This window comes from Streptomyces chiangmaiensis, from assembly GCF_036281785.1.
Taxonomy (GTDB): Bacteria; Actinomycetota; Actinomycetes; order Streptomycetales; family Streptomycetaceae; genus Streptomyces; species Streptomyces chiangmaiensis.
This window is the reverse complement of the sequence record NZ_JAYWVC010000007.1, coordinates 69205-90263: the sequence shown is the minus strand read 5'-3', so window position 1 is coordinate 90263 and position 21059 is coordinate 69205. Positions and strand designations below refer to the sequence as shown.

Sequence of the window (21059 nt, the reverse complement as noted above, 5' to 3'; positions counted from 1 at the left end):
CCCGGAGGCCCGGATTCTTGACCCTCACGCGACGGGAGGGTGGAGCCTGATGCCGCCGACGGGTGGAGTCCACCCTGAGAAGGACTCCACCCTCCGGTGGACTGCCCCTAGGGGTTGCTCGGTACCAGGGCTCGGGGAGGGTTCGTCCCGACGGAGGACGAGCCGGGCCCCGTCCGTCCTTAACCTGGTTTTACGCCGCTGGGGAGCGGCCGGGGCGCACGGGGGACGTGCCGGCCGCACCGGAGGGGGTGGGGTTTTCCCCAGCGGAAGACGGGGCCGGGCACCAGCGCGCCGGATGCCTTCCCGGAACCAGACTGTTCTAGCGCGGCAGGGCACCGCTCGCCGCGACGCGGGACCACACGTCCCGTCCACCTACCGTAAGAGGAGACTTTGCCATGACTTCGGCCGTGACCATTCCCAGGCACGGGGGTACTGGAGGGCGTACGGCCGTAGCCGCGCGGGCGCGGCAGGTCGTCAAAGCGTACGGCGCCGGGGAGACCCGGGTCGTCGCCCTCGACCACGTCGACGTGGACATCGCCCGTGGCCAGTTCACCGCCATCATGGGCCCCTCGGGCTCGGGCAAGTCCACCCTGATGCACTGCCTCGCCGGGCTCGACACCGTGACGAGCGGTCAGATCTTCGTCGACGAGACCGAGATCACGCGTCTGAAGGACAAGAAGCTCACACAGCTGCGCCGGGACCGTATCGGATTCATCTTCCAGGCGTACAACCTGCTTCCGACGCTGAACGCGATCGAGAACATCACGCTGCCCATGGACATCGCGGGCCGCAAGCCGGACCGCGCGTGGCTGGACCGTGTCGTGCAGACCGTCGGCCTGGCCGACCGGCTCAAGCACCGGCCCACCCAGCTCTCCGGCGGCCAGCAGCAGCGCGTCGCCGTGGCCCGCGCCCTGGCGGCCCGCCCCGAGATCATCTTCGGTGACGAGCCGACCGGAAACCTCGACTCGCGGGCCGGCGCCGAGGTACTGGGCTTCCTGCGCCGCTCGGTCGACGACCTCGGCCAGACCATCGTGATCGTCACGCACGACCCGGTCGCCGCGTCGTACGCCGACCGCGTGCTCTACCTGGCCGACGGCCGGATCGTGGACGAGATGCTCAAGCCGACCGCGGACGCCGTCCTCGACCGCATGAAGGACTTCGACGCCCGGGGGCGCACGTCATGACCGTCCTGAAGACCTCGATGCGCAACTTCTTCGCGCACAAGGGACGCATGGCCCTGTCGGCCGTCGCCGTCCTGCTGTCGGTGGCGTTCGTGTGCGGCACGCTCGTCTTCACCGACACGATGAACACGACGTTCGACAAGCTCTTCGCGGCCACCTCCTCGGATGTGACGGTCAGCGCGAAGGGTGCCTCGGACACTGGTGAGACGACGTCCGGCAACGGAAGGCCGCCCGTCATGCCCGCCTCAGTACTCGGTGAGGTGCGCAAGGCGCAGGGGGTGAAGTCCGCCGAGGGCACGGTCTTCTCCACCTCGGTGACCGTCGTCGACTCCGACAAGAACAACCTGTCGCCCAACAGCGGCGCTCCCACCATCGTCGGCAGCTGGAACGGCAACGACGCCCGCACCATGAAGATCACCTCCGGTGCGGCGCCCGAGGGCTCCGGCCAGGTCATGGTGGACGCCGACACCGCCGACAAGCACCACCTGAAGCTCGGGGACGAGATCGGTGTGATCAGCGCCGTCGGCACGCACTCCGCGAAGGTCTCCGGGATCGCCACCTTCACCGTCACCAACCCCGGTGCCGCGATCTTCTACCTGGACACCAAGACCGCCCAGGAGACGCTCGTCGGGAAGACCGGCGTCTACACGAACGTCAACGTCACCGCGGGCAACGGCGTCAGCGACGAGCAGTTGAAGAAGAACGTGGCGGCCGAGATCGGCGGCGCCTACAAGGTGCAGACCGCCAAGGAGACCGCCGACGCCAACCAGAAGGACGTCGAGGGCTTCCTGAGCGTGATGAAGTACGCGATGCTCGGCTTCGCCGGGATCGCCTTCCTGGTCGGCATCTTCCTGATCATCAACACCTTCTCCATGCTGGTCGCCCAGCGCACCCGGGAGATCGGCCTGATGCGGGCGATCGGTTCCTCCCGCCGCCAGGTCAACCGTTCGGTGCTCACCGAGGCCCTGCTGCTCGGTGTGACGGGGTCCGTGCTCGGTGTCGGTGCGGGAGTCGGCATCGCGGTCGGCCTGATGAAGCTCATGGGCTCGATGGGCATGCACCTGTCCACCAGTGACCTGACGGTCGCCTGGACGACCCCGGTGGCCGGGGTCGCGCTCGGCGTGATCGTCACGATCCTGTCCGCCTACCTGCCCGCCCGGCGCGCCGGCAAGATCTCCCCGATGGCCGCGCTCCGCGACGCGGGTGCCCCGGCCGACGCGAAGGCGGGCCGGATCCGGGCCCTGGTCGGCCTGGTCCTCACCGGTGCCGGCGGCTACTGCCTGTACCTGGCGGCCGCGGCCGACAAGGCCACGGACGGCTCGCTCTGGCTCGGCCTCGGCGTGGTCCTGTCCCTGATCGGCTTCGTCGCCGTCGGACCGCTGCTCGCGGGGGCCGTGGTCCGGGCGCTCGGAGCGGTCGTCCTGCGGATCTTCGGCCCGGTCGGGCGGATGGCCGAACGCAACGCCCTGCGCAACCCGCGCCGCACCGGCGCGACGGGCGCCGCCCTGATGATCGGCCTGGCCCTGGTGGCATGCCTCTCGGTGGTCGGCTCCTCCATGGTGGCCTCCGCGACCGACCAGCTCGACAAGAGCGTCGGCACGGACTTCATCGTGCAGAACGACGGCGGGCAGCTGATCACTCCGCAGGCGGTCAAGGCCGTGAAGTCCACCGCGGGTCTCGAGCGGGTCACCGAGTACAAGCTGCTCGACGCCACGCTGACCACGCCCGACGGACGCACGTCCAAGAACGAGACGATCAACGCCGCCGACCCGACCTACGCGCAGGACCTGCGCACCGAGACGGTGGCGGGCGACGTGGCGGACGCCTACCGCCCGGACTCGATGTCCGTCTTCGAGGGGTTCGCCAAGAAGCACGACATCACGATCGGATCCACCGTGAAGGTCGACTTCAAGGACGGCAGCACGGCGGACCTGACGGTCCGCGCGATCACCAGTGACGACGTCGTCATCGACAAGGGCGCCATGTACGCCTCGATCGCGACGGCCGCCAAGTACGTGCCGGCCGACAGCATGCCGCTGGACGTCCTGGTGTTCGCCACGGCCAAGGACGGCCAGGAGAAGGCCGCCTACAAGTCGCTGAAGTCGGCACTGCACAACTATCCGCAGTACACGGTCCGGGACCAGACCGACTACAAGCAGGCGCTGAAGGACCAGATCGGCCAGCTGCTCAACATGATCTACGGCCTGCTGGCACTGGCGATCATCGTCGCGGTCCTGGGGGTCGTGAACACCCTCGCCCTGTCCGTGGTGGAGCGCACACGGGAGATCGGCCTGATGCGGGCGATCGGGCTCTCGCGCCGCCAGCTGCGCAGGATGATCCGTCTGGAGTCGGTCGTGATCGCCCTCTTCGGTGCCCTGCTGGGCCTCGGCCTGGGCATGGGCTGGGGCGCGACGGCCCAGAAGCTGCTGGCCCTGGAGGGCCTGCAGGTCCTGGAGATCCCGTGGGGGACGATCATCGCGGTCTTCATCGGCTCGGCGTTCGTGGGCCTGCTCGCGGCCCTGATCCCGGCGTTCCGGGCGGGCCGGATGAACGTGCTGAACGCGATCGCCACCGAGTAGTCACCGGGCGGGGAGATACGGGGGCACGGGGGAAGCCCGGTGCCGGAGAGCGGCCGCTCTCCGGCACCGGGCTTCGTGCATCGAGCGGCCCGAGCCCCGACCCGCGCCGGGCGGACCCGCGGGGACGCCTCACGCCAGAGCGTTGTCCACAGGCCCGGCGTACGCCCGCGCAGCGTCGTACGCTGGACAACCCCGGCCCCCGAAACCTCGCGGCCGGGTGTTCGTGTTGCCCACCCGGGACGGGATGCCCCTTCATGAGCCTGCACGGTCTGCTCGACGCCGTCGTCAAGGACACCGCCCTCGCCGAAGCGATCAAGGCGGCCGCAGACGGCAATCGCATGCACGTCGAACTCGTCGGCCCGCCGGCGGCCCGCCCCCTCGCGATCGCCACCCTGGCCCGTGAGGCCGGCCGGCCCGTGCTGGCGGTGACCGCGACCGGCCGGGAGGCGGAGGACCTGACGGCGGCACTGCGTTCCCTGCTGCCGCCCGACGCCGTCGTGGAGTACCCGTCGTGGGAGACCCTCCCGCACGAGCGGCTCAGCCCCCGCAGCGACACCGTCGGCCGCCGTCTCGCCGTCCTCAGACGACTCGCCCACCCGAGCCTGGACGACCCCGAGACCGGCCCGGTCTCCGTCGTCGTCGCCCCCGTGCGCTCCGTGCTCCAGCCCCAGGTCAAGGGCCTGGGCGACCTGGAACCGGTCGCCCTGCGCACCGGGCAGCGGGCCGACCTGGAGGAGGTCGTGGACGCCCTGGCCGCGGCCGCGTACTCCCGGGTCGAGCTGGTGGAGAAGCGCGGCGAGTTCGCCGTGCGCGGCGGCATCCTGGACGTCTTCCCGCCCACCGAGGAACACCCCCTGCGCATCGAGTTCTGGGGTGACGACGTCGAGGAGATCCGGTACTTCAAGGTCGCCGACCAGCGCTCCCTGGAGGTCGCCGAGCACGGCCTGTGGGCGCCTCCGTGCCGTGAGCTGTTGCTCACCGACGACGTACGCCGCCGGGCCGCCGCACTCGCCGAGGAGCACCCCGAGCTGGGCGAGCTGCTCGGCAAGATCGCCGAGGGCATCGCGGTCGAGGGCATGGAGTCGCTCGCACCCGTACTCGTCGACGACATGGAACTGCTTCTCGACGTTCTGCCGGAAGGCGCCATGACCGTCGTTTGCGACCCCGAGCGCGTGCGGACGCGGGCCGCGGACCTGGTGGCGACCAGCCAGGAGTTCCTGCAGGCGTCCTGGGCGGCCACCGCGGGGGGCGGCGACGCGCCGATCGACGTCGGCGCGGCCTCCCTGTGGTCGATCGCGGACGTCCGGGAGCGGGCCCGCGCGCTGGGCATGCTGTGGTGGTCGGTGTCGCCCTTCGCGGCGGACGACGAACTGAGCACCCTGGACGGGGACACCCTCAAGCTCGGCATGCACGCACCGGAGACCTACCGCGGCGACACCGCGAAGGCGCTTGCCGACACCAAGGGCTGGCTCGCCGACGGCTGGCGTGCCGTGTTCGTCACGGAGGGCCACGGCCCGGCGTCCCGCACCGTCGAGGTGCTGGGCAACGAGGGCATCGCGGCCCGCCTGGACGCCGACCTCGGGCAGCTGTCCCCCTCGGTCGTGCACGTGGCGTGCGGCTCGATCGACTACGGCTTCGTGGACCCCGCCCTCAAGCTCGCCGTGCTCACCGAGACCGACCTCTCCGGGCAGAAGGCGGCCGGGCGCGACGGCACCCGCATGCCGGCCCGGCGCCGCAAGACGATCGACCCGCTGACCCTGGAGGCGGGCGACTACATCGTCCACGAACAGCACGGCGTGGGCCGCTACATCGAGATGGTGCAGCGCACCGTGCAGGGCGCCACTCGCGAGTACCTGGTGGTGGAGTACGCGCCTGCCAAGCGCGGCCAGCCCGGCGACCGGCTCTACATCCCGACCGACCAGCTGGAGCAGATCACCAAGTACGTCGGCGGCGAGGCCCCGACGCTGCACCGCCTGGGCGGCGCCGACTGGACCAAGACGAAGGCGCGCGCGAAGAAGGCGGTCAAGGAGATCGCCGCGGACCTGATCAAGCTGTACAGCGCGCGGATGGCAGCGCCCGGCCATGCCTTCGGCGGGGACACGCCCTGGCAGCGGGAGCTGGAGGACGCGTTCCCGTACGTGGAGACCCCGGACCAGCTGACCACGATCGCCGAGGTCAAGGACGACATGGAGAAGTCGGTCCCGATGGACCGCCTGATCTGCGGCGACGTGGGCTACGGCAAGACGGAGATCGCGGTCAGGGCAGCCTTCAAGGCGGTGCAGGACGGCAAGCAGGTCGCCGTCCTCGTCCCCACGACCCTGCTGGTCCAGCAGCACTTCGGCACGTTCGGCGACCGCTACTCGCAGTTCCCGGTGAGCGTGAAGGCGCTGTCCCGCTTCCAGACGGACACCGAGGCGAAGGCGGTCCTGGAGGGTCTCAGGGACGGCTCGGTGGACGTGGTCATCGGCACACACCGGTTGTTCTCCTCGGAGACCAAGTTCAAGGACCTGGGCCTGGTCATCGTCGACGAGGAGCAGCGCTTCGGCGTCGAGCACAAGGAGCAGCTGAAGAAGCTGCGCGCGAACGTCGACGTGCTCACCATGTCGGCGACCCCGATCCCGCGCACGCTGGAGATGGCGGTGACGGGCATCCGGGAGATGTCCACCATCACGACCCCGCCCGAGGAGCGGCACCCGGTGCTGACCTTCGTGGGCCCCTACGAGGAGAAGCAGATCGGCGCCGCGATCCGCCGCGAACTGCTGCGCGAGGGCCAGGTCTTCTACATCCACAACCGGGTGGAGTCGATCGACCGTGCCGCGGCGCGCCTGCGCGAGATCGTGCCCGAGGCGCGCATCGCCACGGCTCACGGCCAGATGTCGGAACAGACGCTGGAGCAGGTGGTCGTCGACTTCTGGGAGAAGAAGTACGACGTCCTGGTCTCCACGACGATCGTGGAGTCGGGCATCGACATCTCGAACGCGAACACGCTGATCGTGGAGCGCGGCGACAACTTCGGCCTGTCCCAACTGCACCAGCTCCGCGGCCGCGTGGGCCGGAGCCGCGAGCGCGGCTACGCCTACTTCCTCTACCCGCCGGAGAAGCCGCTCACGGAGACGGCCCACGAACGCCTCGCGACGATCGCCCAGCACACGGAGATGGGCGCGGGCATGTACGTCGCGATGAAGGACCTGGAGATCCGCGGCGCGGGCAACCTCCTCGGCGGGGAGCAGTCGGGCCACATCGCGGGCGTCGGCTTCGACCTGTACGTACGAATGGTCGGCGAAGCCGTCGCGGACTACCGGGCATCGCTGGACGGCGGGGTGGAGGAGGAGCCGCCGCTCGAGGTCAAGATCGAACTCCCGGTCGACGCACACGTCCCGCACGACTACGCCCCCGGCGAGCGGCTGCGCCTGCAGGCCTACCGCGCGATCGCCTCCGTGAACACGGAGGAGGACATCAAGTCCGTCCGGGAGGAACTCGTCGACCGCTACGGCAAGCTTCCCGAGCCGGTCGAGAACCTCCTCCTGGTGGCGGGCCTGCGCATGCTCGCCCGTGCGTGCGGCGTCGGCGAGGTCGTGCTGCAGGGCAACAACATCCGCTTCGCCCCCGTGGAGTTGAGGGAGTCCCAGGAACTGCGGGTCAAGCGGCTCTATGCGGGCACCGTCATCAAGCCGGCGGTCCACCAGGTCCTGGTGCCGCGCCCCAAGACCGCGAAGGTGGGCGGAAAGCCGCTGGTCGGCCGGGAGTTGCTGGGCTGGGTCGGGGAGTTCCTGACGTCGATCCTGGGGTCGTAGGGCCCCGGTGGGATCGGGCCGCAGGGCCGGGCGGCCGCCCCTGGGCCTGCCCGGTGTGCTGTGCCCGGCTCAGCTGGAGCTGGATGCTGTACGGCTCAGCCGGAGCCGAAGAGCATCCCGGCCGGCGTGTGGAAGACCTCCGCGGGGTCCCGGTCGCCGATCGGGGCGATTTGCGTCCCGGCCGAGGCATGTGTCCGAACGGGCGGGGCCTGCCACCGTACCGAGCGCACCGTGGGCTGCCGCCGCACGCGCCCGGCGTGCATCCGTCCGCTGTCAAGCGGTGGTAGGGGCATGACTCCCCGGCCGCTACCGTGAGATCAGGGAAACCGCGCCCACCGGGGGCGGTTCGGACGAGCGGTACGGGCAAGGGGAGGGCGGGGCGCCATGCGTTCCGAGAGGCGTGTGAGGCACATCGGCGGACCCCGGCGCATCCTCGGGGCGTCTGCGGCTCTGCTCGGCACCGGGCTGCTGCTCACCGGCTGCGACAGCGCCGACTTCCCCATCGACGGCTCTCCTTCGGGCTCCGGCGTCCCGACGGAGAGCGGTCGCGCGGTGAACCCGTTGGACAACCCCGACGGCACGAAACCGGGGCTGGCGGCCATCACCTCGGCAGCGGACAGGGCGAAGGCGCGCACACTGATCGAGAAGGTGGCCACAAAGGGACGTGGCCCCAAGACCGGCTATGAACGGGACAAGTTCGGCTATGCCTGGATGGACTCGGCCCCCGGTGGCATTCCCTACGCTCACAACGGCTGCGATTCGAGAAACGACCTCTTGAGGCGAGACGGGGAGCAGGTCCGTTTCCGGGCGGGCTCGGACTGCGTCGTCATCTCGATGACGCTGCACGACCCGTACACCGCGAAGACGATCGAATGGACCAAGTCCCGTGCCACCACGGTCCAGATCGACCACGTCATGCCGCTGTCGTACGACTGGCAGATGGGCGCCTCGCACTGGACGAAGGGCAAGCGCGAGGACATCGCCAACGACCCGCTCAACCTGATTCCGGTGGACGGCCCCACCAACGGCGCCAAGAGCGACTCCGGCCCGGCCGCATGGCTGCCCCCGAACAAGAGCATCCGCTGCTCCTATGCGGTGCGCTTCGCCCAGGTGTCGCTGAAGTACGACCTTCCCGTCACGTCCGCCGACAAGGCGATGATGCTGAAGCTGTGCGGCGGCTGAGATTTCCCACCCGCCCCGGCCCGCGCGGTGGGCGCCGCATCCGTACCACTCGGCCGCCTGATCCTGGTGGTCCACCCTGCCGAACGGCGCGCCCTCGCCCAGGCCCGACGCACGGGTGTGGCTGCGGGGCGCGGTGGGTCGGTGCGGTCGGGGCCGCCCCCTCCGTTCGGCCCCGACCGCACCGCCCGGCTCATGTCAGCCGCCCAGCTTGTCCAGGTCGAGGACGTCGCCCTTGGGCGCGGCGGCCGGGACCGGCTTGTCGTAGTCGGTGAAGGCGACCGTGCCCGGGTCCTTCTTGGAGGTGCTGGTGACCTTCAGCAGGTACGGCTTGCCCTCCGTGGCGACGTACAGCGTGTAGCGGTCCTTGCCTTCCTTCTCCTGCAGGACGATCGCCGAAGTGCCGTTGACCGTGGTCGTCCGGTCGCGGGTCGCGTCCGAGTTCACGTTCCGGACGTCGGCCAGCACCGTGTCCAGGTCGCAGAAGCCCGCGATGTCCTTGGCGTCCTTGCCCTTCGCCGACATCTTGGTCCACTTGCCGGCCAGCATGGTCACCACCGCGTCGGTGTCGGCCTTGGGATCGTCCTTGCCCTGGGCGCGCAGGAACGCCTCGTCGTACTTCATGTAGACGGTGTCGCCGCTCTTGATCAGGTCGGCCTTGCCCTGCCCGGCCATGCTCAGCGTGCCGGCGCACTCGCCCTTCTTGTTCAGGGCCATGTCGATCCGGATCGTGCCGTCGCTCTCGTCGTCGGGGACGTCCCCCTGCATGCGCAACGATGTCGCGTCGGTGGTGGCCTTCATGGCGCGGTCGGCGATCTCGCCTCCGGTCAGCCCGGCGAACGGGCCCTTCGGCTTGTCGTCCGCCATGTTCTGGCCGGGCAGGCAGCCGGTGAGTCCCGCGGTGGCCGCGGCGGCGAGGCAGAGAGCGGCAAGAGCGGTGCGACGCATGGGAGTTCCTCGAGGTGAGACGGCGTGAAGTGAAGTGGGGTCGAGCCAGAGGGGCGGGGCGGCGTGACAACGCGCCCGCCCGAGTGGGAACGGCGGGTCAGGACGACGTCGTGCGGTCCCGGCGTTCCGTGGTCTTGAAGCAGGCGTCGTGTGCGCCGACCGTGACGGCGGCGGTTCCGGTGACGTTGTCGTTCGCCTTGATGGATCCGGGGGAGTGCGGGGCGGTCTTGGAGCGCTGCCGGAAGCACCGGCCGGAGGACCGTGGCATCCGATCGGGCGTGGGCCCGGAGCGCTGTCCCGCGGACGTGGAAGGTCCCTTGCCGCCCTTGGCCGCTTCGTGGTCCGCGTTCGCCGACACCGTGCCGGTGACGACGGCGCGGGCCACGGCTCCCCGCTCGATCCTGTCCTCTGTGCCCACGGCAGTTCCCTCCCCCGTGTCGACGCGACCGCCGATTTGCGCGGGCGGTCGTTCGTGCGATGGGTCAATAAGAGCAGAGGCTGTGAACCGAGTCAACGTGGTTCACATGTTGAGTTGTGTACACGTGCGTGAAAGGGTGGATCTTGCGCACATCGGTATGCTCGACGTCACGTGGCGGGGTGCGCCGCGCGCGAAGACCACCGCGGGCGCCGCACGGGCAGAGGGGCCGCACAAGGCAGAGGGGAGCCGGGCGGGTGCAGGGCAACGGGACAGAGGTGACCGCCGCCGGGATCGCCCGGCTGGCAGGAGTCGGCCGCGCCGCCGTCAGCAACTGGCGCCGCCGCCACGCGGACTTCCCCCAACCGGTCGGCGGCAGCGAGACCAGCCCCTCCTTCGCGCTCGCGGACATCGAGGAGTGGCTGCGCCGCCAGGGCAAGCTGGCCGAGGTGCCCCTGCGGGAGCGCGTGTGGCAGCAGATCGCCGGCCACCCGGAGGGGCCTGTCACAGCCCTTGTGCACGCGGGCTGTGCCCTGGTGCTCGTCCACGACCGGCCGACGATCTGGAAGGAGGCGAGTGCCGGTTCCGACGCCCGCCTGGCAGAGCTGCTGCCCACCGCTCTGGAACAGGTGCTCACGCCCCGCTCGGGGGCGCTCCGCACGTCCGTCGTGCCGATCCCCGCAGCCGCCGAATTCCTGCCCTTTGCCCCGCTCCTGCGCGGCGCCGCCCAACTCGCCGCGGAAATGGGGGCCCCACAGGCGTACGACTTCCTGCTCGGCCGGCACCTCGACGCCAACCCGCGCCAGTACACGCTCACCCCGCGCGACCTCGCCGCCCTGATGGCAGACCTCGCCGGCCCCGCGCGGACGGTCCTCGATCCCGCCTGCGGCACGGGTGCCCTGCTGCACGCCGTGGCCCCCGCACCCGCCCAGGAACTCCACGGCCAGGACAGCGACCCGCATCTCGCCGCGGTCACCGCGCTGCGTCTCGCTCTGCACACGAAGGCGGTTGTGCGCGCCGCCGCCGGCGACAGCCTCAGGTCCGACGCCTTCGGCACCGTACGGGCCGACGCGGTGCTGTGCCACCCGCCGTTCAACGAACGCAACTGGGGCCACGACGAACTCGCCTACGACCCCCGCTGGGAGTACGGCTTCCCGGCCCGTACGGAATCCGAACTCGCCTGGGTGCAGCACGCGTTGGCCCGCCTGAAGGACGGCGGCACCGCGGTCCTGCTGATGCCGCCGGCCGCCGCCTCGCGCCGCTCGGGCCGCCGTATCCGCGCCGACCTGCTGCGCCGCGGTGCTCTGCGCGCCGTGATCGCCCTGCCGGCCGGGGCGGCGCCCCCGCACAACATTCCGTTGCACCTGTGGGTGCTGCGTCGTCCCGCATCGGCCACTGCACAGCCCGAGTTGCTGCTCGCGGACACCGGGGCGCTCACCCTCGAGGGACGGGGCGGGCCGGACTGGCAGGCAGTGCGCTCGACGGTGCTCGACGCCTGGCGCGCCTTCGCCCGCAGCGGCAGCGCACCTCTGGTGCCGGGCGTGAGCCGCTCCGTGCCCGTCATCGAACTCCTCGACGACGACGTCGACCTGGCCCCCGCCCGACACCTCCCGCCCCCTGTGGCGGCCGGCGGTGCCCAGGAGCTCAGTGCCCTGCGCGCACGCCTCGACCAAACCCTCCGCCTCACCGCCGACCTCGCCCCGTCCGCCGCCGACACCGCCGACCGGGGCCGCTGGCCGCTCACCACAGTCGGCGAACTCGCCCGCGCGGGCGCGCTGGTGATGCGCACCGGCGGCAACGGCCCCCATGCGCGGGTGCTCACCGATCACGACGTCATCGTCGGCACCGCGCCCTCCGGCACACTGCCCGAGGCCGGTGAGGAACCGGTCCTCGTCGAGGAGGGCGACGTCGTCGTCCCGGTGCTGGGCGGCGGCGCCGTTGCGCGGGTGATCGACCGGGCGACCGCCGGGGCTGCCCTCGGGCGCAACCTCACGCTCCTGCGCCCCGATCCGGCCGCGCTCGATCCCTGGTTCCTCGCCGGTTTCCTGCGCGGCACCGCCAACAACCGTCAGGCCAGCAGTTACGCGTCCACCGCGACCCGGCTCGACGTGCGCCGCCTCCAGTTGCCCCGGCTCCCGCTCGACCGGCAACGCCGCTACGGCGCGCGCTTCATGGCGCTCGCCTCGTTCGAGGACACCCTGCGGCTCGCGGGCCGCCTCGGTGACCAACTCGTGCGCGGCCTGTACGACGGCCTGACCGACGGCACGGTCGCCCCGGACTGATCCGTCCGATCGCACTGATTTATCGGACCACAGGGAGAGGTGACCAGCGAGACAACGGTTTCGGCAGACCCTGGACGGGTTGCCGGTGTCCGCCTATACGCTCGGACCGACACTCGCACATCCGTCTTCACCAGGCACCCAGGAGCAGCCATGCACGGCCACGGCCACCCGCCGCCGCCACCGCGGCGCCCCCCGACCGCGGTTCTGGTCGTACTGCGCGTGTTCTTCGTGGCGGTGGCCCTGCTGAGCATCGGCTTTCTGGCGTGGGTCGCGCCGCTGCGGGCCGCCCTGGTGACGCACAAGAGGCGCGACTGGTGGGTCTTCGTCGGGACGCTCGCAGCGATGGGCGTCAGCTTCTCCTTCCTCAGCACTGACCACACGGACGACTTCAGCAGCCCGAACGGCAACGCGGGCATGATCATCCTGCTGCTGAACGCCTGTGCCTGCGTCGGCTACTACCTGTACGCGGACATCCGCCACTTCCAGCAGCCGCGGTACGCGGGCTACATACCGCCCCAGCACCCGGCAGGCGCTCACGGTTACCCGCAGCCCACCGCGTACGCCGCCCCCCACATGCCGCAGCCCCGGACCCCCGTACCGCCGCCGCAGCCCCAGCCGCAGCGTCCCGCGCCCGCGCGCATCGACCAGGTCCGCGCCGAACTCGACGAACTCAGCGACTATCTGCGCAAGCACGAGGGCGGCAGGTGAGCGTGGCCCCCGGACGCATCGTCGCCGGCCGTTACGAACTGTCGACGCTCATCGGCCAGGGAGGCATGGGCCAGGTCTGGACGGCGTACGACCAGCGGCTGGACCGCCGGGTGGCCGTCAAGCTGCTGCGTCCCGACAAGGTGGCCGGCCAGGAGGCGGACGAACTGCGCAGGCGTTTCGCACGGGAGTGCCGTGTGACCGCGCAGGTCGACCACCCGGGGCTGGTCACCGTGCACGACGCCGGCAGCGAGGGGGAAGAGCTGTACCTCGTCATGCAGTACGTCGACGGGGCCGACCTCGCGGACCACCTCGCGGAGCACGATCCCTACCCCTGGCAATGGGTGGTGGCGGTCGCCGCGCAGCTGTGCGCCGTGCTGTCCGCCGTGCACGCCGTGCCGATCATCCACCGGGACCTCAAGCCGCGGAACGTGATGGTCAAGCAGGACGGCACGGTCACCGTCCTCGACCTCGGCGTGGCCTCGGTGATGGACAGCGACACGACCCGCCTCACCCACACCGGCTCCCCCATCGGCTCGCCTGCCTACATGGCGCCCGAGCAGGCGATGGGCGGCGCGGTCGGCCCGTACACCGACCTCTACGCGCTCGGCGTGCTCATGCACGAACTCCTGAGCGGGAACGTGCCGTTCACCGGCGCCACCGCCCTCGGGGTACTGCACCGCCATCTCTACGAGCCCCCGGTCCCGGTGCGCAGGCTGCGCCCGGAGGTGCCGGAGCCGCTCGAATCGCTCGTCCTGCGCCTGCTCGCCAAGGATCCGCAGCACCGCCCCGCCTCGGCTCAGGAGACGTACGAGCACCTGCTTCCGCTGCTCCCGGCACAGGGCATGCCCACAGGCGCCCCCCTCGACCCCACGCGTCCCTTCCTGCGCCCGTACGCCCCGTGGCCGGACCGGGCACGCACCCCGGCGCCCCAGCCGCAGCCGACGCCGGCGGTCGAGAAACCCGATGTCGCGGGCGCCGTCGACGAGGTCAAGCGGTTGCTCGGGGAAGGCCGCATCACCCAGGCCGTCGACATCCTCGGCGCGATCCTCCCGGCGGCCGCCGCCCAGCACGGCGAGCACTCACCGGTCGTCCGCACCCTGCGCAAGCAGTACGCGGCCACCCTCATGGACGACGGCCAGTACCGGCGTGCGCTGCCCGAACTGCGCCGCCTCGCGGACGAACGCGCCGCCGAGGCAGGCCAGGCGGACCCCCAGTCGCTTCGCTTCCGCTACGACATCGCGCAGTGCCTCGAGCAGCTGGGCGAGCCGGCGGCGGCGCTCGCCGAGTACCGCGCGCTGCTGCCGTACTACGAGAACCAGTATGTGGCGGGGGACCCGGAACTCGCCCATGACGTCCGCCGCCGCATCGGTCATCTGCTGCTCGCCCTCGGCGACCGCGCAGCCGCCCACGACACGCTGGTACGGCTCCTGCACGACGTCGAACGCATGCGCGGCCCCGGTCATCCGCTGGCCGTGGACGTCCGCCGGACGCTGCAGTGGCTGGGACAGGTGCGCGGCTGAGGTACGCCCGAGGCCCTGGTTTTTGCTGCGCCTTGGGGAAATCTTGTGTGGTCGGGGGAATTGCGTTTTCCGATCGTGGAAGCGCCGTCCGCTAGCTTGCCTCCGTTTGTGTCATACACGATCGATCATCGGGGTGGGGCCTTCATGTCGAGTCACCGGCTGTCCAAGAAGCGCAGATACATCGCCTGGGGGGTGACGGGTGCCGCCGTGGTCGCGGGGGCCGGGATCGACGCGCAGACCTCGATGGCGGCCACCACCTGGCCCGCCCAGAAGACGTACACGGGCCGCGCGTTCGACACCTGTACCGCGCCGTCGCTCGCCGCGATGAAGGCTTGGAAGGGCGGCCTCTACGGAGCGGCCGCCGTGTACGTCGGCGGCACGAACCGCGGCTGCGGCCAGCCCAACCTCACCGCTTCCTGGGTGAAGTCGGTCAGCTCGGTCGGCTGGAAGCTCATCCCGATCTACGTCGGCGCCCAGCCGCCCTGCCAGACCAGCTCCAACCCCGAGAAGCTGACCGCCGCCACCGCCGCCTCGCTCGGCGCGAAGGACGCCGCGGACGCGGTGTCCAAGGCCTCGGCTCTCGGGATGAAGGCCGGCAGCGCGATCTACCTCGACATGGAGCCGTACGACATCACCGACAAGTCGTGCAACGACGCGGTGCTCACCTACGTCCGCTCCTTCACCAAGACGCTGCGCGCCAAGACGTACCGCGCCGGCTTCTACGGCTTCACCAGTTCCAGCGCGAAGGCCATCGCCACCGCGACGAACAAGACCGACCTGCCGGGCAACCTCTGGTACGCCCTGTGGGACAAGCAGAACACCACCACCACGGACTGGCCGTGGAGCACGTCCCAGTACACCGGCCACAGCCGCGCCCACCAGTACATGGTCAACAGCAAGGAGACGCGGAACGGTTACACGCTCACCGTGGACCGCGACGCGTGGGACGCGCCGGTCGCCATCACCGGCTGATCCCGAGGGCGGGTGCGGCGGTGCCCGAAGTCCCGGCGAATCGTTGGTTCGAATGGGTTGGCCAGAGCCTGGCCACTGCCTACCATCGATCACCGCAAGACCTTGTGCATCGCCGCACAATCTCCTCGGGAGGCCACCTTGCACCGCCGTCGCACCGCGCTCGCCCTCAGCGCCGCCCTGGCCGCGGCTCCGCTCCTCACCGCATGTGGCGGATCCGCCCATGCGGGTGCCGCAGCCGTCGTCGGAGGGCAGCGGATCTCGGTCGCACAGCTGGAGAGCCGGGTGAACGAGGTGCGCGCGGCCCAGCGTGCCGCCGCCACGGACGACGCCCAGTACCGGCAGACGGTCGCCCAGACCAGCAGCCTCACCCGCGACACGCTCCACACCATGGTTCTCGACCGGGTCCTGAACCGCGCCGCCAAGGAGGTGGGCGTGAGCGTCGACCGCAGCGACGTCGAGCAGATGCGGGCGAGCCTGGAGCGGCAGGCGGGCGGCAGCAAGGCGCTGCAGTCGGCGTGGCTGCAGCAGTACGGGGTCGCTCCCCGGCGCCTTGACGACAGCCTTCGCACGGAGGTCCGGGCCCAGAAGCTGGCCTCGGCGCTCGGCGTCGACATGAACACGACCGACGGCAAGGCCGCCTTCTGGACGGCCATGGCGGAGGCGTCCAAGGAACTCGACATCAAACTCAATCCGCGCTACGGCACCTGGGACGTGCAGAAGAGCAGCCGTGTGGACGCCAGGACGCCCTGGGTCAAGGAGGTCACGGCGGCGGCCGGGCAGCCGGCGTAGCGCGGGTGGGGCCGGGCCGGTCCACCGCCTGTGGACGACGTACGGGGGCGTCGGTGGCGTGCGTTACGTTCGAAGGGTGAACGCAACCAGCTCCCGCGCCCACGGTCCGCACGGGACCGACGCCTCCGAGGCGGCCGCCGGCCGTATCGTCCTGCTCACCACCAGCCACCGGGTTGCGCCGGGTCTGCTCTCGTGGCCCGCCTGGCAGGCGCTGCGCGACGCCGACCGGGTCCTGTGCGCGGACGGCGCGCATCCTCAGCTGCCCTATCTGCGTGAGGCGGGCATAGCGGTCGACGAGGCCGCCCCGACCGCGCAGGAGCTGGTGGACGCCTGCGCCGGCGGCCGCAGGGTGGTCGTCGTCGCGACCGGCGAGGGAGAACCGCACCTCACCGACGGCCTGGCCCGGCTGGCCGGCTCCGGGCGGGTGCGGATGCCGGAGCTGGAGCTGCTCCCCGCGTCGTACGACCTGCCGGGCGCCCGGCTGCTCGACCTCGTCCAGGTCATGGACCGCATCCGCGCCGAGTGCCCCTGGTCCTCCCGTCAGACCCACCAGGGTCTGGCCAAGTACGGCATCGAGGAGGCGTACGAACTGGTCGAGGCGATCGAAGCGGGCGACCGCGACGAACTGCGCGAGGAACTGGGCGACGTCCTGCTCCAGGTCGTCTTCCACTCCCGCATCGCGGAGGAGGACGCGGACGCCCCCTTCTCCATCGACGACGTGGCGGGCGGCATCGTCGCCAAGCTGATCCACCGCCACCCCCACGTCTTCGGCGACGAGACCGCCACGACACCGGAAGAAGTCAAGGAGCACTGGCTGCGGACAAAGGCGGTGGAGAAGCGGCGCACCTCGGTGACGGAGGGCGTCCCCCTCGGCCAGCCGGGCCTGGCCCTCGCGGCCAAGCTCTCGTCCCGTGCCCACACGGCCGGTCTCGACGTTCCGCTGCCTCAAGGGAAGGGCGTCGGCTACGAACTGCTGGCGATGGCCGCGCGAGCCGAGGCGGAGGGCGTGGACCCGGAGGCGGCACTGCGGGCGGCGGCGCGGGCGTACCGGGACGCGATTCGGGAGGCGGAGAGCGGCGGCTGAGGTACGGCCCGGACCTGGCCGCCGGATACCGTCAAGGAGTGACCAACCAGCCCCACCCCGAGCCCACGAACTCCACCCCCGAGCTCTTCACCCGGGAGTTCGCCGCCGACCCCTACCCCGCCTACGCCTGGCTCCGTGACCACGCCCCCGTGCACCGGACCGAACTGCCGAGCGGTGTCGAGGCCTGGCTGGTCACCCGTTACGCCGACGCCAAGCAGGCCCTCGCCGATCAGCGGCTCAGCAAGAACCCGGCGCATCACGACGAACCCGCGCACGCCAAGGGCAAGACCGGCATCCCCGGCGAGCGCAAGGCGGAGCTGATGACGCATCTGCTCAACATCGACCCGCCGGACCACACGCGGCTGCGCCGGCTTGTCTCCAAGGCCTTCACACCCCGGCGCGTCGCGGAGTTCGCGCCGCGGGTGCAGGAGCTGACCGACCGGCTCATCGACGGGTTCGCGGGCCGCGGCTCCGCCGACCTCATCCACGAGTTCGCCTTCCCGCTGCCCATCTACGCCATCTGCGACATGCTCGGCGTACCCCGCGAGGACCAGGACGACTTCCGGGACTGGGCGGGGATGATGATCCGGCACGGCGGGGGGCCGAGGGGCGGAGTCGCCCGTTCCGTCAAGAAGATGCGCGGCTACCTCGCCGACCTCATCCACCGCAAGCGCGAGGCCCTGCCCGAGGCGCCCGGGCCCGGCGAGGACCTCATCTCCGGGCTCATCCGCGCCTCCGACCACGGTGAGCACCTCACCGAGAACGAGGCCGCCGCCATGGCCTTCATCCTGCTGTTCGCCGGGTTCGAGACCACGGTCAACCTCATCGGCAACGGCACCTATGCCCTCCTCGGCCGCCCCGGGCAGCGCGCCCGGCTTCAGGCTTCCCTCGCCCGCGGCGAACGGGGCCTGCTCGAGACCGGTGTCGAGGAACTCCTCCGCTACGACGGCCCGGTGGAACTGGCCACCTGGCGCTTCGCCACACAGCCGCTCACCATCGGCGGGCAGGACATCGCCCCCGGGGATCCGGTGCTGGTCGTGCTCGCGGCCGCCGACCGGGATCCCGAGCGGTTCGCCGACCCCGACAGGCTCGACCTCGCCCGTCGCGACAACCAGCACCTGGGGTACGGACACGGCATCCACTACTGCCTCGGCGCCCCGCTGGCCCGCCTGGAGGGACAGACCGCACTCGCCACCCTCCTCACCCGTCTCCCGGACCTGCAACTCGCGGTGGATTCAACCGATCTGCGCTGGCGGGGAGGGCTCATCATGCGTGGATTGCGCACACTTCCTGTGGAATTCACCCCGATTCCCAAAAAGATCACCTCCGTCCCGCCGGATGACGCGGCGAACGCACCGCCGGTCGCAGGGGGGTGACAGCTCTTCACCTCTGTGATCTTCACGTGATCTGCGCTGCATTAACTTGTGACAGGCGACCGACTGCCGATACGTTCACGCAGCAACGGGGCGGTACGCCACAGCCGCCCCTGCGTTCACTGCTGTCGTGTGAAAGGCAATCGCATGCTCTCCGGGAACGGTCGTCACCGTCGCCCCCGCCAGGCTCCGGCTCTCCTCGTCGCGGCAGGGGTGACCGGCTCAGCGATCGCGATTCCGCTGCTCGGGGCCACCGGCGCCAGTGCGTCCGACGCCACCACCTGGGACCAGGTCGCGCAATGCGAGAGCGACGGTTCCTGGAGCGCCGACACCGGGAACGGCCACTACGGCGGGCTCCAGTTGACGCAGCGGGACTGGGAGAAGTACGGCGGCCTCGACTACGCCCCGAGCGCCGACCAGGCGAGCCGTTCGCAGCAGATAGCCGTCGCCGAGAGGATCCTCGACGACCGCGGTGTCTCCGTCTGGTCCGCCTGCGGGCTCGTCGCCGGCCTGAACGAGGACTCCGGCTCCGCGGACGTCGACACGGGCGTCGCGGGCGAATCGTCCGGCCGGGGCTCCTCGTCCGGCTTCGGGCTCGACTCCGGCCTGTCCGACTCATCCGGAACATCCGCTTCCGCAAAGCCGTCCCTTTCCTTCGGCGCGTCCCACGACTCCGCCGACCACGGTGCGGGTGCGAAGCATTCCCAGAGCGCCGGCGGTCCGTCCGCTGCCGCGATGAAGGGTGACGAGTCGGACAAGTCCGGTCAGAGCGATGCCTCTTCGGGCGGCGGTGCGGATGAGACCTCCGGCTTCGGCCGCCATCGCGGCGGCAGCGCCGGCGAGGGCGACGCCGACGGCCGCACGGGCGACTCGATCGGCCGGCACGCCTCGCGCGACTCCCGAGCCGCGCGGGACGCCGCCGACGGCTCGTACACCGTCCGCCCCGGTGACAATCTGTCGGGCATCGCCGACTCCCTTGACCTCACGGGTGGATGGCGGGCGCTGTACGACGTGAACAAGCGGACGGTCGGCGCCGATCCGGACCACATCCTCCCCGGCCAGAGCCTTGCGCTCGACGCGGACCCGCACGCCGGGAAGCGCTGAACTGCACGTCGGCCTACGGTACTTCACATCCCGCTTCGGGCTTAATGTCCGGTTTGGCGATGGTGAGAGATGGGTCTCATCGGCCCTGATCGTCTTTGGAATTCGGCGGATCGGCTGCTTACGGTCATGACCGCTCGCCACAGCGGGCCCCCACGGTCGCAACGCCGAATCCTGCCAGTGGCCGTGCGGAACAGTCGTCGCGTCAAGCGCCGTAGGCAGGAGCGGGGGACCCAAGGTAAGCGCCGCGCCCGGACATGGACCGGGGCGGCTTGGGGTGAAGCCGTGCGCCCAGTGGCGCGCGGCCGGGCAACTCAACCGGCCCGAACCCGACAGCTCACCTCGCAGGCGTCGGTGAGGGGAACGAACCATGCTGTGTTCCGGCAAGGGCAAGCACCGCCGCCCGTCCAAGGCCGTCCGTGTCATCTCGCTCGCCGGTGTCACCGGTGCCGCCGTCGCCGCCCCGCTGCTCGCGGCCGGCAACGCCTCCGCGGCCACCGCCGCCGAATGGGACTCCGTCGCCCAGTGCGAGTCCGGTGGCAACTGGTCCATCAGCACCGGCAACGGGTTCTACGGCGGTCTGCAGTTCACGAACTCCACATGGGCCGCCTACGGTGGCACCGCCTACGCCTCGCGGGCGGACCTGGCCACCAAGGCGCAGCAGATCGCCATAGCCGAGAAGGTCCTCGCGGGTCAGGGCAAGGGCGCCTGGCCGGTCTGCGGCAAGGGCCTGTCCAGCACCCCGTACAACGGCGCGGCCGCCGGCGCCTCCTCCGGCGCCACGAAGAGCGGCGCCGCCCACACGACCTCGCAGCAGGCCTCCCGTTCGGCCGAGCGTCCGGCCGCGCAGAAGACCGGCACCACTTCGGCCGGCAAGAAGGTCGAGAAGGGTGACGGCGAATACAAGGTGATCAAGGGCGACACCCTCAGCTCGATCGCCGCGAAGCACCACGTCCAGGGCGGCTGGGAGAAGCTCTTCCAGCTGAACAAGGACATCGTCGAGGACGCCGACCTCATCTACCCGGGCCAGCAGCTGCACCTGAAGTGACAGCGGTCCGGTAGCCGGTCCACAGCGTCCTGATGTACGTGACCTCCGGCGTGACGGTCGCGTGAAGGCAGCCCCCGTCCCCACGG

The 21059-nt window shown here is 70.9% G+C and carries 15 protein-coding genes and 1 riboswitch; of the genes, 13 read left to right on the top strand and 2 right to left on the bottom strand.

Annotated features, from left to right (window positions below; translation table 11 throughout):
• The first annotated feature begins 395 nt into the window (after nucleotides 1-395).
• The 4 genes from VXC91_RS04335 to VXC91_RS04320 all read left to right on the top strand — a co-directional run bounded on the left by VXC91_RS04335 (nucleotide 396) and on the right by VXC91_RS04320 (nucleotide 8736).
• Nucleotides 396-1184, top strand: coding sequence for an ABC transporter ATP-binding protein (locus VXC91_RS04335; protein WP_329505208.1), 789 nt, complete (start codon nucleotides 396-398; stop codon nucleotides 1182-1184).
• Nucleotides 1181-3760, top strand: coding sequence for an ABC transporter permease (locus VXC91_RS04330; protein ID WP_329505207.1), 2580 nt, complete (start codon nucleotides 1181-1183; stop codon nucleotides 3758-3760). The genes VXC91_RS04335 and VXC91_RS04330 overlap by 4 nt, the downstream gene beginning before the upstream one ends.
• A gap of 254 nt (nucleotides 3761-4014) precedes the next feature.
• Complete coding sequence (mfd, locus tag VXC91_RS04325) at nucleotides 4015-7554, top strand: transcription-repair coupling factor (RefSeq protein ID WP_329505206.1); 3540 nt, start codon at nucleotides 4015-4017, stop codon at nucleotides 7552-7554.
• 384 nt (nucleotides 7555-7938) lie between these two features.
• On the top strand, nucleotides 7939-8736 hold the full coding sequence (locus VXC91_RS04320; protein WP_329505204.1) for an HNH endonuclease family protein: 798 nt from the start codon (nucleotides 7939-7941) through the stop codon (nucleotides 8734-8736).
• Nucleotides 8737-8931: 195 nt separating this feature from the next.
• On the opposite strand, the gene VXC91_RS04315 is transcribed toward VXC91_RS04320, so the two are convergent.
• Together VXC91_RS04315 and VXC91_RS04310 are read right to left on the bottom strand one after the other, a co-directional pair.
• On the bottom strand, nucleotides 8932-9681 hold the full coding sequence (locus tag VXC91_RS04315; RefSeq protein WP_329505203.1) for a hypothetical protein: 750 nt from the start codon (nucleotides 9679-9681) through the stop codon (nucleotides 8932-8934).
• 97 nt (nucleotides 9682-9778) lie between these two features.
• Nucleotides 9779-10099, bottom strand: a complete 321-nt coding sequence (locus VXC91_RS04310; RefSeq protein WP_329505201.1) for a hypothetical protein — start codon at nucleotides 10097-10099, stop codon at nucleotides 9779-9781.
• A gap of 254 nt (nucleotides 10100-10353) precedes the next feature.
• On the opposite strand from VXC91_RS04310, the gene VXC91_RS04305 reads away from it, so the two are divergent.
• The 9 genes from VXC91_RS04305 (at nucleotide 10354) to VXC91_RS04265 (ending at nucleotide 20973) form a co-directional block, all read left to right on the top strand.
• The gene (locus tag VXC91_RS04305) at nucleotides 10354-12378 is read left to right on the top strand and encodes an N-6 DNA methylase (RefSeq protein WP_329505199.1); all 2025 of its coding nucleotides are present in this window, start codon (nucleotides 10354-10356) and stop codon (nucleotides 12376-12378) included.
• A 150-nt stretch (nucleotides 12379-12528) separates the two neighbouring features.
• On the top strand, nucleotides 12529-13086 hold the full coding sequence (locus VXC91_RS04300; RefSeq protein WP_329505198.1) for a hypothetical protein: 558 nt from the start codon (nucleotides 12529-12531) through the stop codon (nucleotides 13084-13086).
• Nucleotides 13087-13124: 38 nt separating this feature from the next.
• Nucleotides 13125-14606: a serine/threonine-protein kinase gene (locus VXC91_RS04295; protein WP_329505234.1), complete on the top strand. Its 1482-nt coding sequence runs from the start codon at nucleotides 13125-13127 to the stop codon at nucleotides 14604-14606.
• A 144-nt stretch (nucleotides 14607-14750) separates the two neighbouring features.
• Nucleotides 14751-15578: a glycoside hydrolase domain-containing protein gene (locus VXC91_RS04290; protein WP_329505197.1), complete on the top strand. Its 828-nt coding sequence runs from the start codon at nucleotides 14751-14753 to the stop codon at nucleotides 15576-15578.
• Between the two features lie 138 nt (nucleotides 15579-15716).
• Complete coding sequence (locus VXC91_RS04285; RefSeq protein WP_329505196.1) at nucleotides 15717-16367, top strand: SurA N-terminal domain-containing protein; 651 nt, start codon at nucleotides 15717-15719, stop codon at nucleotides 16365-16367.
• A gap of 76 nt (nucleotides 16368-16443) precedes the next feature.
• Complete coding sequence (locus tag VXC91_RS04280) at nucleotides 16444-17451, top strand: nucleoside triphosphate pyrophosphohydrolase (RefSeq protein WP_329505195.1); 1008 nt, start codon at nucleotides 16444-16446, stop codon at nucleotides 17449-17451.
• Between the two features lie 38 nt (nucleotides 17452-17489).
• Nucleotides 17490-18827: a cytochrome P450 family protein gene (locus tag VXC91_RS04275; protein WP_329505194.1), complete on the top strand. Its 1338-nt coding sequence runs from the start codon at nucleotides 17490-17492 to the stop codon at nucleotides 18825-18827.
• Nucleotides 18828-18971: 144 nt separating this feature from the next.
• Nucleotides 18972-19928 carry a LysM peptidoglycan-binding domain-containing protein gene (locus VXC91_RS04270; protein WP_329505193.1) on the top strand — a complete coding sequence of 319 codons (957 nt, stop codon included), beginning with the start codon at nucleotides 18972-18974 and terminating at the stop codon, nucleotides 19926-19928.
• A gap of 197 nt (nucleotides 19929-20125) precedes the next feature.
• Nucleotides 20126-20291, top strand: a riboswitch (cyclic di-AMP (ydaO/yuaA leader).
• A 4-nt stretch (nucleotides 20292-20295) separates the two neighbouring features.
• Entirely contained in the window at nucleotides 20296-20973 is a 678-nt protein-coding gene (locus tag VXC91_RS04265) for a transglycosylase family protein (RefSeq protein ID WP_329505191.1), read from the top strand.
• Nucleotides 20974-21059: the final 86 nt, after the last annotated feature.